Raw genomic sequence first — 14,145 nt, forward strand, 5'->3', positions numbered from 1 at the left:
TTAATCATACTAGAGAACGATATGTTTTTTAATACCTAAAATGAAAAATGGGGCTGAAGAATCAATTTTGATTCATCAGTCCCATAAATTATAGAGCCAAAAAAAGAAGAGAATAAAGAAGAGTAAGAAATAAATAGTAGCCCTTTATCAAATAGACCTGATAGAATATTTAAGAACATCTAAGGTAGAAGAAAAATTCTACTTTAGATGTTTTTTTAATAATCAACAAAATTTCTCAAACCTAAACGACTTTTGTCTCGACCTCGTCCTATAAATTATTTAGAGTTAAAACTATTCTTAGGATTTTCTTGTTTTATTGAGTTATTATTTGTGCTGTCCACTTCTGCTAAAACCTCTGAAAGTCGTGCCCACAAATAGAGTACTATCCCCCATTTCTAATAATTAGTTTGCATTCCAAACCTAATTCCTATTTCTTCTATCTGCTCTTTGAGCGTTACTCGTAACCTTTTTACCAGTTTCATTTTGTTTCTCAGATTGGCTCACCACAATTCCGATTTTCTCTTTCAAGAGATTTTTATTTTGTTCTCTATTCCCACCGTTTTGGTTACTCCCCTTTAGGTTATCCTGTTGTTCATTCTTTTGTGTCTTCGTCACCCTATCTATCGGTGAGGTTGTTTTTTCTTGCTTTATTAATTTTTCCATACTTATCTCAAAACTACGATTTATTTTTTTCACATCACTTATAATATCTGATAGAAAAGAATCAACCTTTTCGGGAGACCAATTCTGTTCTTTCATGGTAGAAAGAAAATCAAATGAGTAGCAATCTGTAGCTAGGCCAATCCGTTTAGCCATTATGTATCCATAAATTTCTGATTTCAAATCATCAACATCTTTTTGAGGAGCATCTGGGGTTGTATTTCTTTTCTCATGTATCACTAAACGAGTAAGTATGCTTAAGATTTTTTTTTGATCTATGCCTTTTTTGATAATTATTTGGGATTTTCTTTTGAAAGGAGTCCGTGTAGCAAAAATGAAATCTTTATTGATATCCTCAAATTTAATTGTAACCATTCCTAATTCACTTAAACTTTTGAAGATTACCTTGTAATGAAAATCATCAACAGTATGCTCTTTTAGATAGTAACTAGGTTTGGGTACTTCTTGGTTCCCGGCTAATTCGCTTACGTCAAAGACTTCAAGTAAACAATAATCTGTTTTTTGCTGATTTTCTTCTTTTTTTAGAAGCAACTCCTTTTTATAATAAAGTGCCTCCGGATTTGCTTTGACTTCTCTTCCCATTTTTTCCCAAGCATCAAGTGAATAAATACATTGAGCAGTTGGTTTTTGTGCCAGAATGAAATTGATATTTTTGAAATATAGCATTGAAAAAGAAGCCAAAAAATTTAAATAATTGAAAAAATTTTCTTTTTCTAAAAAACTTATTGTATGCTTATTACAATAAGCATCGATTCCCTTCATATTTGCACTATTGATTAAATCCTTTATAGATAAATCGGCTTGTGTCACTTTCTGATTTTCATTTCTGATACTCTCTACTCCTTCAGGAAACAAGTCAATCGACCCTAATCTATCCCAATTTTTTTTTAGATAATCATACGCTCTGATAATATAATAAAATTTTTCAACAATTTTCTCCCAATTTTTTTCCATATAAATAATTTGCTTATTCCAGTCTTCTCTACGAATATCTTTTGGACGTGCTTCCACTGTCTTGCTCCGAGGAACATAAAGTGCATGATTAAAATCTAATCCTGTAGAAACAAGATGCGTGTTCTTTAAATTGGCTTCAATTGGGTATACAAAATCTCGGCGTAATTCCTTTATATTGGCCCTCATAGGAATGTACCAATTTTTTTCTTGAGTACCTATCTCTACATAAAAACGTGTATTTTTGTCTAATATTCTTTTTTTATGATCCGATTTTATTCTCAATTCTTCTAAAACATTAGGATCAATAGTTACTATGCGAAGCTTTCCCATCACTCATCACTCCTTCTTATTTAAAATTCTGTTCATTATTTAGTTTATGTGATTCATAAAAAAAAATAGTTCTTTATTTTTTTCTTTTATAAAAAAAGGTTCTATACTACGTTGGTATTGGTAGAAAATAGTCTACAGTTTTCCACTAACACGTTTTCTTATTTTTTAAATCATAAGAGACTCTCATTTGGTAAAATTCAGTCGACTAAAACCTACCCTATCAAAGGAGTCTCCTTATGGATAATCACAGTCTAAAATTGCTAGTTCTATACTTCTTGATGTTGATGAAATTCGTCAACATCTTTTTTATGATTCAAAAGAAAAAACACCCTGAAATCCTTGAGAATTAATTTGACGAACCAATTCATAGGAAAAATTCAAGATGTCTTATACTCAGTTTATCAAAGATACCTAAATATTCTAGAACTAGATATCTATTTAGAGGGAATTTATTTAACTAAAACTACGGATCATGATTCGTCATGGCAAAACATTTTTAACCAAATAAACAGAACAGAAAGAGGGTTTCTTCTTTCTGTTCTGTCCAAATTATTCTAAGATTTCTCTTTACCAACATCATTTGACAATGAATCTTAACTTGGACATTCGTCCAAATCAGAGGTACTACATGCAAAGTTTAACTTTTTTGAGTCCCTACAACTAGCACTCTTTTTTCTCACAGATATTGAAGTATCTGCTGTATAGTGTCTTTATTTTGTTGAGCCTTTTTCTTCGATCCCGTATGGTAAAATGATCGTTTTTTCTTCTACTTCTTCTTTGTTCATCATTTTTGTAAGTAAGCGCATTGATACCGCACCAAGATCATACAAAGGTTGAGTGATACTTGTTAGACGTGGGCGAGCAACTTCTGTTAATAATGAGTTGTTACTTGTGATGATTTCAAATTCTTCTGGTACTTTTACGCCTCTATCTAAAAGTCCATCTAAAATACCGATTGCTAATTCATCATCTGAAACATAGACAGCTGTTGCACCACTGTTGTGGATACGTTCTACTAATGACAATCCATCTTTGAAGTTGTATTCTGCTTCAAAGATCAAGCCTTCACTGTAAGGCAAATTGTTTTCTTTCAATGCTTCTTTGTAGCCCTTCAAGCGGTTTTGACCATTGATTGGATCAATCAATGCACCACTGACAAACGCGATTTTCTTATTGCCGCTTTTAGCTAATTTGTTTACAGCATCTTTTGTAGCAGTTGTATAGTCGATATTGACACTACCAACTTGTTCATCTGGATCGATCGAACCTGCTAAAACAACAGGTGTTTTTGAGCGAGAGAATTCCCCGCGGATCTCATCAGTAATATGATGCCCCATAAAGATCACACCATCTACTTGTTTCGCTAATAGATTGTTTAGCACATTTACTTCTTTTTGGTCATTTCCATCAGAGTTTGCTAAAATGATATTGTATTTGTACATTGTGGCAACATCATCGATTCCGCGTGCTAATGAAGCAAAGAACATATTGCTGACATCAGGAATGATCACACCGACAGTAGTTGTTTTTTTACTTGCCAATCCACGTGCTACAGCATTTGGACGATAATCTAAACGATCAATGACTTCCAGTACTTTTTTTCTTGTGGCAGGTTTTACATTGGGATTGCCATTGACAACACGTGAAACAGTAGCCATCGAAACATTTGCCTCTCTCGCTACATCGTAAATAGTAATTGTTTGCTTTTCCATTGTTGTTCTCCTATTCATTTTTATATGTTTTCTGAAAATACGCTTTACATTTCTTAGATAGAATATCAAATTATACTCGAAATTGCAACCGTTTTACCACTGTTTTCATGAAAATTTTTACTTTTTTCACTTTTTTAGACATTGGTCTTTTAATCAATAAGTGGTACAATTATCTAATAATTCAATAAATTAGAAAGAAGGATGCCAAAATGAATAACGTAAAAATCAACGAATTACGTAAATGGATGGCTCAAAAACAAGTGGATCTGGCTTATATCAGTGATCCTGGACACATTGCTTATTTTTCAGGATATGAAAGTGAACCACATGAACGTGTCTTGGCGCTCTTTATTCCACTTGAACAAGATCCTTTTTTATTCACCCCTGCTTTAGAAGTTGAAGATGCACAAAATAGTAGCTGGACTTTTGATGTACGTGGATATTTGGACAGCGAAAACCCTTGGGAAATTATCGGGAAAGAATTACGTACCCGTTATGGACAACCCGGAAAAATCGGGATCGAAAAAAATGCTTTAACTGTTGATCGCTTTGATGCTATCTCTGATCAACTAGTTGGTACAGATGATTTCATTGACTTGACTTCTATCATCCAACGATTGCAATTGATCAAAACAGTTGAAGAAAAAGATAAATTGATTGCCGCAGGTAAATGGGCAGATGTTGCGTTTGAAGTTGGCTTCAAGGCAGTCAAAGAAGGCATCACTGAACAAGCAATCATCGCAGAAATCGAATATCAATTGAAGAAACAAGGTGTCTCACAAATGTCATTTGACACAATTGTTCTTGCTGGTATGAATGCTGCTAGTCCTCATGGCACACCTGGTAGTACCAAAGTGACACCAAATGAACTTGTCTTATTCGATCTTGGTGTTGTTTGGGATGGTTATTGCAGTGATGCTACACGTACTGTCGCTTACAAGAAACCAACAGAATTCCAAGAAAAAATCTACAATATCACCCTTGAAGCGCAATTAACTGCACAAGCAGCTGTGCGACCTGGTGTTACAGCCGCTGAACTAGATCAGATTGCCCGTAATGTTATCAATAGCTACGGCTATGGAGAATACTTCAATCACCGCTTAGGTCATGGAATTGGTACAACTGTTCATGAATTTCCTTCTCTAGTTGAAGGAAACGATTTGGTCATTGAAGAAGGCATGTGCTTCTCACTTGAACCAGGGATCTATATTCCTGGAAAAGTCGGCGTACGAATCGAAGACTGTGTCTACGTAACAAAAGATGGTTGTGTACCTTTTACTACCACATCAAAAGAGTTACGAATCTTAGATTAATCTCTTGATCCATTTCAATAGTTAAAAGAATCCTCCAAAAGAAGCAGAAACCATTGCTTCTTTTGGAGGATTCGTTCTTGCACAACATTCAGTTTCAGTAGCCTGAAGGATTACCTAGTTTTTCCTTTTTTTAACTCTCATGAAAATAATCCCTACTCCACTAGCACAGATCAAGAGACCGATGATCAACAGTGCTATTTCAGAACGATCATTTGTGGTGGGAAATACCTTGTTCTCTTTTGACAATAGCTGATCTCCTACTTTATTGGCGAGTTGCAGTTGTTTTTTTGGAGAACCAGAGAGATTTTCTGTTAGTAGATCTGCGGCTTCTAAATTGGAAACACGCTCCTGATTCTTTTGTTTTTGCTCAATTGGGCTTGTCTCTACCGTTAGAGGCTGATTTGCTGCCATGGTTTTAACCGCCTCGACTTGAGGCTTACTTTCATTTTCTGGCGTATTTTTAGTAGCTGTCTTAACGACTGTTTCCGCTACTTTATTTTCGGTTAAACTAAGCTGTTCTTTTACGACATCACTTGTATTTCCTGCTTGATCTTCCGTACGCACATAGAGTTCTGTGTCTTTAGTTACCTCAAATGGTTGAGTATATTTTTGCCATGTTTTCCCTTTATCCATACTATAGGATAGTTGGTGCACTGTAGCTTCTTCCTTAGAAAGCTGTTTTTCATAACCTAGTGTCGCTTTGATTGCTTTTTGACCTCTTTCTAATTGTATAGAAGGTCCACTAGCAACCTCTTTTCGAATCGCTTTTACTTCATATTTGGCTACAGCTGATTCATTCCCATATTTATCTTTATACTTATAATAAACAGTTTTATTTTCCGCAATTGCCACGTCATCTTTGACCTTGGACCATGTATTTCCATCAATAGAATAGTATAGTTCTGCATCTGTTCTCTCATCTACATGTAAAGTAACTACTTGATTGGCAACCGTTTGATTACTTTGGATAACAGGAGTTGCTAACATTACATGATGATAATCGACAGTCACGATCGTACTGACATGATTATTTAGGGTATCTACTAAATCAAACTCGACTTGGTTCAACCCATCTTCGATATCAATAGGATAATCGACGGTTGTCGCATGACGTCCGGCATAGTATTTTTCATTATACACACCATGATTTCCATCACTATAGGCATTATTCAAATTGATATATAACCTGTACCCAGCTAAATTATCGTTGACTTCAGCTCTAACCGCATAAGGATTTTGATTCGTATAGGCAAAATAATTTCCCTGACTATCCGCTGTTAGATTTGGTAAGATCAAACTAGGCAAAGTTGAATCGATCACGATAGGATAACTATAATTCATGACTGGTCGCCCATCGTTCAGACGATTGTCTTGCGCATAGATTTTCAATGCATGTTTCCCATTGTCCACATTTTTCATGACGTAGCTGAATGCAAGTGTATCAGGATCGTAATTGATTTTCTCGTCATTCAAGCGGAAATCTGTAACTGGATATTTTAATTTCCCATTGATCTGCAATTCTTTTGTTTGAACATTGTAATAATTACTCATTTTGTTTGCTATAATCGCCCCGCCATCTAGTTGCTCAAATTCAACTAGATTCCCAGTATAACTGGTTGTATCTACAGTCGTTATAACAACGGTTGACTCCGTCACCTCATCATTTGAATTATAAGAAGACACAAGCAATTTATTTTCTCCAAACACTAATGGAATATCCCCTTCAAATTCACCATTACTAGTTAAACTACTTGTCAAATCGACACTTTTTTTAGCGGATTGGTTTTCGACACTCACTTTCACTCCATTTGTTTTTCCTTTCAAATGATAATTTTCTGAATGGGCGATCGCTTTTCCAGATGCATCCACTCCTTCTATCTCAAGAGTTGGTGCTTGATCAACAAAAGTAAAGTGGTAAGTGCCCAGTATATTTTTTCCAGTTGCGTCCTCTGAAAAGACAACCGTATTTTGTGCTACTGCTGGGATAGCCACAGAAAAGGCTCCGGTAGTGCCAGTTACTGTCTTTATACCATTCGCAAATAATTCTGTATTTGGTAAATACGTTCCTTTGATCTTATACGACTTATTCACTTTATCATAACTATAAGAATCCGAAGTAATAACAGAGTTATCTGTAAGGTTGAGCAACTTCAACACTCCAACTGCTCCATTGATTACTTGACCTGTTTGCCCATCATAATACTTTCCTGGATCTATCGTCGTATTCAACGCATTATCCGAAACCTCTATACGTATAAAATTTTTCCCATTTAACAGTAATTGCCCCACCCCTGGCAATACATAAACATTTTGCTGTCCACTTACAGGAGAGAGCGTTCCCCTATACCTTTTTCCATTAATTTCAAAATAGAGCAGATTATTTACACCTGAACCATTATCCTCGAATTCTACTAAGAGGTCCTGCCCGCCAGTAATGCTCACTCCGTGTATTATTGGTGGGAGCGTGTCTACTTTCAGTGGATAATACGTGAGTTGTTCTCCCTGACCACTTGCAGTTTCAGTTGTTATTTTATATCTGTATTGTCCATCTGGTACTGTATTCATCTTTCCTGTTTTAGTGTCATATATTTTCCCATCCCATTCTCCATTTTTTACTTCATGGACACTCCATTTTCCATTATCCAGGTTAAAGAAATCCTTACGCTGATTTCTTTCTTCATAGACTTTTTGGATCACATGGTCATTTGCGTCAACGATTTCGTATTTTGCATAGGCATAGTTTCGATAAAAGTACAAGTATGGAAATGCAGAGTCGTAATGTCCATCCCCATTAGGAGAAATAGCTACACTATCAGGATCGACATCTGAATTTTTAACACCTAATATATTTCGACTATTAACATCCACTAAAAAACCAGCGCGTGTCGGGATATTTTTTCCTCCCGGTTGATTATACGGAGGAGAAGTGATCAGTTCCGCATCATAATCGCCATAATAGCCCATATATGGAAGCACTAAATCAGGCGTGTTATCTCCGCTAAATCCAACATACCCTTCAACGAATTGCTGTCTGTCAAATGTAGCTGGCAACTGCAACGTGACAGTGACTTCGATACTAGCTTTAGCAGGCACTTCGATTTTTTGATTGGCCGTTGTTAGACTTGCTCCATTGATCTTACTATCATAAAGTTCTAAAGATATCTTTTCTATATCTTGTGTGTATACGCCACCGTAATCATTGAATACATAACTTTTTGTGTCATTTCCATAATTTGTTAAAGTCACTTTAAAGTTGGTTTGTTCTGTAATTTCTTTCAAAGCGAATGCGGCATCATGATCACTTGCGTCAGTTGCACTCACTGTGTTTTCCAAAGCAGCGCCGACATTAAGCAACCCTGCCCCCTGTTGACGAGGCGAATAAATCAAATTTACATGGTCGTGGTCAATTAAAGGGGTAGACGTATTCATAAGCGTATTTTTAGCAAATTGCGGCAAATCTTTTCTCGGGATATTCAACTGACTATTTTTAGCCGATTGATAGATCAATGCCTCTGCTCCTGCTACAAATGGTGACGCCATCGAAGTTCCGTTCATTGATTGGTACGAATTGTCATTTGCCAATGAGTAAATATTTCCACCTGGCGCAGTGATTTCTGGTTTGAATTCTAAAGTTGGTGTGGGTCCCCAAGATGAAAAAGTGGACATTTTTCCCGCCTGATTGTTTGGTATGACCTCCTCTCGAAAATCAAAAGTGAATTGTTTCTGCTGTTGCATTGCAGAAATCAATTGGGTCCCTTCTCTAGTAAAAACACATATGGTTGGATAAGAAAGATCCGTCAAATTTGGTGCATATTGAGCATCTTCATAGATCACAGCTGCTACTGCTCCCGCTTTTTTCACATTTGCTACTTTTTCGGAATGATTCGTTGTATCTCCATGAATCAATGCAATCTTGTTTTTAGCATCAAGTCGGGAAATTTCTTCCTTACTAGCGCTTCCCACATCAATTAGCTCATGCTTATTTTTAAGGTCTGAATAATCAGCAGTTGGTGCTATCATATACGGCTGTAAGTCTCCATTATAAGAAGCATAACCATTGAACTGAATCCCCTCTACATGAAAAAGAGGAAGTGTAGTCATTGTATTTTCCGCAGAAGCGACACTCAAGGCAGAAGAAACAACTGCGGGAGAAGAAATCATCGACTGATCATCTGTCCCTAGTATATCCGTTGCAGCTCCAGATATAGTGCCACTAGTTGCTGCATTTCCTGCAGCAATCACACATAAGACCCCTGCATCCGAAGCTGCTTGGATCGCTAATTGTTCTGGGTCGGACGCATCACTATTTCCAGCATCACTTCCTAAACTCATATTGATGACATCGGCTCCTAGAACGACAGAGTCTTCGATAGCTGCGATGATATCATCAGACATACAGCTTTGGCTATCATTATTGGAAAAAACTTTCATCGCTAATAATTGTGCTTCTGGTGCGACACCCTTTACTACGCCGTTAGCTGCCGCAATTCCAGCCACATGATGTCCATGCATCACTGAACTTTGATCAACGACATCTTCCGATTCATCCGCATAATTATGTCCAAAAGGAACTTTAGCTGAAAAGTACTTTCCATAACCTAGATTTTTTATTTTTTGATCCGCTTCTTGCTTTTCAAGTTGCACTCCTGTGTTCTTACTCAATTTGAGATCCTGATGACTAGGGTCCATCCCTGAATCGATAATCGAAATAACTGTATTTTCACCTTTTAAATTATAGTCATTCCAAGCTTTTTCAATATCTGCCATCTTGTTTGCCGATGCGTCTTGAGGAGTATATGCTTTGATAACACTGACTGATTCGACGCCTTCGATCCCTTCTAGTTTCTCGATATCTCCATAGTTAACATCCATGGAAAAACCGTTGATCAATAGGCCAAACTCCCTGATCACCTTCGTTTTAGCAATCTTTTCCACTTTTTCTTGGATTGTCTCTTGTTTTGCGATTACTTTTTCAGAAGCTTCTTGCACTTTTTCGATTGATTCAGGTGTATCGATCGATTTCTTCGATTTTTCGACAGCCGCTTTCTCTTTTAAGCGAATCATCACTCGTACTTTATCAGTTGCTTTGACATCTTTCTCGTTTTCTTCATAATATCCTTGCGCTTTTAGCTGAGCTAGTGCAGCTTTTTTGATCAACTCGGAATCGATCGCTTTTTTCTTAGAAATATAGTCCTTAAGATCCTGTTTATCTTCTACTAAATTTGTCGTTCCCGCGGGAATCTCAGTAGCATCCGCTACGCTAGAATAAACACTTAAAAACAAAGGCGACAATAAAATAGTTGTACCAATCGTTCCTATCCAGTAAGCTTTCCCCCTCCAATTTCTTTTTTTCATTTTTTTCCTCCCATCTTATGTGTACTTTCATTTATTTACAACCAATGTCTGAAGCAAATCAATTGGTTCGTTGAAATTAAAATAACATACAGAAAAAGAACTAGCAATATATTTTTTAAATTTTCTAAAAATTCAGCGAATATTTTAAGAGGTAGACCATTTAATTATTAAAAAAATAAAACAACGCATTATATTTAATTAGCACCGTTAAAAAAGCAATTTAAATCATTATATAAATAAATCCAATTTTATATATTAAATAAAATATGTAATTTTATGAATATAAAAATCCATTTACATAGAGAAAAAATAACAAAATTGATAAATATATAAAAAAAACAGTGAATACCGAACGAATCGCTCAGTATTCACTGCTCTTTTATTTATTCCTTATCATGAAGTCTTATTTTTGTTCTTTAAATGTATCTTTCAAATCTTCTTTTGTTGAATGAACGTCTTCTTTTGCCATATCTTTCAACGTTTTCGCATCTTCTGCCACAGGTTTTGCTTCTTCAATACCCTCTTGGATTGTTTCTCCAGCAGCAGATGCAGTATCTTTTGCTTCGATCAGGATATCTTCTGTTGTATCTTTTGCAACTTCACCCATTTTGTTTACTGGTTTTTTCAAGTCATCTGCTGATTTTTTGAAACGATCAGATAGGTCTGCCGATTGTTCCTTTAGATTCAACAAAATATCTTCTGATTCATCTTCAACTACGTCAGCTGAATCATTGACTTTATTTTTCACATTTCCAGCAAGATCTCCTGCTTGTTGTGATAGATCTTGTGCTTTTTCTTTTGCGATGTCTGTCAATGTACTTGTTTTTTCTTTCACCATATCTGTGTAATCTGAAGCCATGTCTAGAAAATCATCTGCTTGTGCTGCTAATTCATCTCTTAGTTCTTTTCCTGATTTAGGTGCTAACAATAATGCTGCTACCGCTGCGGCTGTTCCACCGATTACTGCACCTAATAAAAATCCACCTTTTTTTGCCATGATTATTTTCCTCCTGTCGTTTCAGTATGTTTTTTATTTTTGAAAAATTTTAAAGCAGTCCCGCCAACTTTTCCAGCCACCGTTGCTTTGGCTGTCGTTTTGCCGATACCACCAACTTTCGTCACAATATTTTTGCTTGATACATTCAATTCTGAGACGCTTTCACTTAAATCTGCTACTGCAGTGAACAATGGATCGATAGTTGCTACCTTACCATTGATATCTAAAAGAAGTTCATTGCTTTTCACTAATAAACCTTCCACTTGTCTTGATAAAACATCGACATCTTTCGTTACAACTTCAATCGTTGTATTTGCTTCCGCGACTGTTTGATCAACTTTTTCTAATGTTTTTGATAATTGTAGTAAAACTTTTACGATGAAAACAACTAGCACTGCAAATGCAATCGCTGCAATCAATCCTGCAATTTCTCCGCCTGTCATAATTAAACTCCCTTCTGATACTCTTTCTATTAGAATAGCATTTTCACGTTTTTTAAACAAATAAAAAATAGTGAATGAGTGTGGGACAAATCTAAAAATCAGTTTTGCTACAGACTTTCGAATAAACGGCGGGAGCAGAAGCAACTCCTTCGGAAATAAGCCGAGATTCACAAAAATTTGAAAAGCAATTTTCGTTCATTTCTTCTTATTTCTCGGAGTTAAACACTTCTGTCCCAACCTCTCTCAAATAAACGGCGTTTAAAAGTCAGATTTTCGGGAATTTAAAAAAAACGAGCAATACAAAAGCGTATTGTTCGTTTTTTTCTCCAATTTCTCAAACCTAAACGACTTTCATCTCAACCTCTTTCTTTAATAAAGATTATTTATCTTCTTTTTTTGATTCAATCGTTTTTTTCATATTTGTAGATACGGAATGATCTTCCGCTTCTAATTCTTTCCCCAATGCTTTGATATATTCTCTCAAAGGTTCACCAACCTCTGGATGTGTCAAACCATATTCAATACTCGTTTTCATAAAACCAAATTTATCTCCGACATCATAACGTTTACCTGTAAATTTACGAGCAAAAACGCGTTGTGTTCGGTTTAAAGTATCAATGGCATCAGTTAATTGTATCTCGTTACCTGCACCTGGTTTTTGTTCTGCTAATACATCAAAAATCTCTGGCGTCAACAAGTAACGCCCAATAATTGCTAAATCACTTGGTGCTTTACTTGGTTCAGGTTTTTCAACGAAATTCTTAACATTGTATAAGCCGTCTTCTAACTCTTCTCCAGGATTGATGATCCCATATTTCGATGTATCTTTTTGTGGTACTTGCATAACCGCGATGGTTGAAGCATGTGTACGTTCATAATCATCGATCAACTGTTGTGTCAACGGCACTTCATCTTCCATGATGTCGTCACCTAACATCACGACAAAAGGTTCATTTCCGATAAATGCACGAGCTTGTAAAACGGCATGACCTAACCCTTTTGGATGAGATTGACGGATGAAATGAAGATTGACATCAGTCGTTTCTTCCACTAATTTCAATAATTCAGTTTTTCCTTTTTCACTAAGGTTTGTTTCTAATTCGATATTTGAATCAAAATGGTCTTCAATCGGTCTTTTAGCTTTTCCTGTGACGATCAAAATATCTTCGATTCCTGATTTCAATGCTTCTTCAACAATAAACTGAATCGTTGGTTTGTCAACAATCGGAAGCATCTCCTTAGCCATTGCTTTTGTGGCAGGTAAAAATCTAGTCCCTAATCCTGCTGCTGGAATTACTGCTTTTTTTACTTTCATGTGTCAACTCTCCTCTAAAATATTTTTAATGAAAACTCATTTTCTTGTTTTCCATCTCGCAACATGATTTCTTTTGCTGCGGTTTTTACGTCTTTATGTTCATAAAGCACTTCGTAAATCGTTTGAGTGATGGGCATCTCTACGCCCATGATTTGAGCAAGCTCTTTTGCGGCTTGTGTGGTATTGACTCCTTCAACGACCATACCCATATCTTCGAGAACCGATGGCAAGTCTTTCCCTTGACCTAACAAATTCCCAGCACGCCAATTTCTCGAATGAACACTAGTGCAAGTAACAATCAAGTCGCCTACACCACTTAGACCAATAAAAGTCAGTGGATTAGCTCCCATCGCTACACCCAGTCGACTGATCTCTGCCAAACCTCTTGTCATGATCGCAGCCTTAGCATCGTCGCCAAACCCTAGCCCATGGATCGCACCAGCACCGATCGCAATGATGTTCTTCAATGCCGCACCCATCTCGACCCCGATGACATCAGGGTTTGTATAGATTCGGAAATAATGATTCATAAAGAGTTCCTGGACGAATTTTGCCGCCTTTTGATCCGTACTAGCAGCGGTGATCGTTGTGATATCATGGTTCGCCACTTCTTCTGCATGACTTGGCCCAGATAAGACTGTCACAGCCTGTCTTTTTTCAACTGGCAATTCTTCCAAAAGAATCTCAGAAATCCGTTTATGGGTGTGTTGTTCTAGTCCCTTACTTGCATGAATGATTATCGGTCTAGTCGTTAATTTATCTGCCAGTTCTTGGGCTACCGAGCGGATTGCTTTGGTTGGAATAACAAATAGGACAGCATCAACATCAGCAACTGCTTTTTCCATGTCTGTGAACGCACGGATCGTCTCCGCCATTTTAAGGTCTGGCAAATAACGGTGATTTGTATGTTGCTGGTTGATTTCATTCGCCTGTTCTTCACGATGTCCCCAAAGACGAACATCGTGTCCATTTTCTGCAAGTACTTGTGCCAAGGCCGTTCCCCAAGAACCAGAACCTAAGACCGCCACTCTATATTTCATTTTAC

8 protein-coding genes are annotated in these 14,145 nt (G+C 36.6%); 1 reads left to right on the forward strand and 7 read right to left on the reverse strand.

Features of this window, described 5'->3' with window-relative positions:
• Window positions 1–420 precede the first annotated feature (420 nt).
• Window positions 421–1,965 carry a hypothetical protein gene (locus tag CJZ72_RS00940; protein WP_095443558.1) on the reverse strand — a complete coding sequence of 515 codons (1,545 nt, stop codon included), beginning with the start codon at window positions 1,963–1,965 and terminating at the stop codon, window positions 421–423.
• A gap of 710 nt (window positions 1,966–2,675) precedes the next feature.
• Window positions 2,676–3,677: a catabolite control protein A gene (gene ccpA, locus CJZ72_RS00945; protein ID WP_005880387.1), complete on the reverse strand. Its 1,002-nt coding sequence runs from the start codon at window positions 3,675–3,677 to the stop codon at window positions 2,676–2,678.
• A gap of 209 nt (window positions 3,678–3,886) precedes the next feature.
• Between ccpA and CJZ72_RS00950 the strand changes: the two genes are divergently transcribed.
• Window positions 3,887–4,990: an aminopeptidase P family protein gene (locus tag CJZ72_RS00950; RefSeq protein WP_005880389.1), complete on the forward strand. Its 1,104-nt coding sequence runs from the start codon at window positions 3,887–3,889 to the stop codon at window positions 4,988–4,990.
• Window positions 4,991–5,104: 114 nt separating this feature from the next.
• On the opposite strand, the gene CJZ72_RS00955 is transcribed toward CJZ72_RS00950, so the two are convergent.
• From CJZ72_RS00955 to CJZ72_RS00975, 5 genes are all read right to left on the reverse strand, one after another.
• Window positions 5,105–10,345 (reverse strand): S8 family serine peptidase, encoded by a 5,241-nt coding sequence (locus tag CJZ72_RS00955; protein WP_232509772.1) that lies wholly within the window; start codon window positions 10,343–10,345, stop codon window positions 5,105–5,107.
• Between the two features lie 403 nt (window positions 10,346–10,748).
• Window positions 10,749–11,342 (reverse strand): YtxH domain-containing protein, encoded by a 594-nt coding sequence (locus CJZ72_RS00960; protein ID WP_081134254.1) that lies wholly within the window; start codon window positions 11,340–11,342, stop codon window positions 10,749–10,751.
• Between the two features lie 2 nt (window positions 11,343–11,344).
• Window positions 11,345–11,785 (reverse strand): DUF948 domain-containing protein, encoded by a 441-nt coding sequence (locus tag CJZ72_RS00965; protein ID WP_005880392.1) that lies wholly within the window; start codon window positions 11,783–11,785, stop codon window positions 11,345–11,347.
• A gap of 379 nt (window positions 11,786–12,164) precedes the next feature.
• Entirely contained in the window at window positions 12,165–13,100 is a 936-nt protein-coding gene (galU, locus tag CJZ72_RS00970) for a UTP--glucose-1-phosphate uridylyltransferase GalU (RefSeq protein ID WP_005880394.1), read from the reverse strand.
• A gap of 14 nt (window positions 13,101–13,114) precedes the next feature.
• On the reverse strand, window positions 13,115–14,140 hold the full coding sequence (locus CJZ72_RS00975) for an NAD(P)H-dependent glycerol-3-phosphate dehydrogenase (RefSeq protein ID WP_053109184.1): 1,026 nt from the start codon (window positions 14,138–14,140) through the stop codon (window positions 13,115–13,117).
• Window positions 14,141–14,145 lie beyond the last annotated feature (5 nt).

It is taken from the genome of Enterococcus durans (genome assembly GCF_002277935.1).
Classification (GTDB): Bacteria; Bacillota; Bacilli; order Lactobacillales; family Enterococcaceae; genus Enterococcus_B; species Enterococcus_B durans.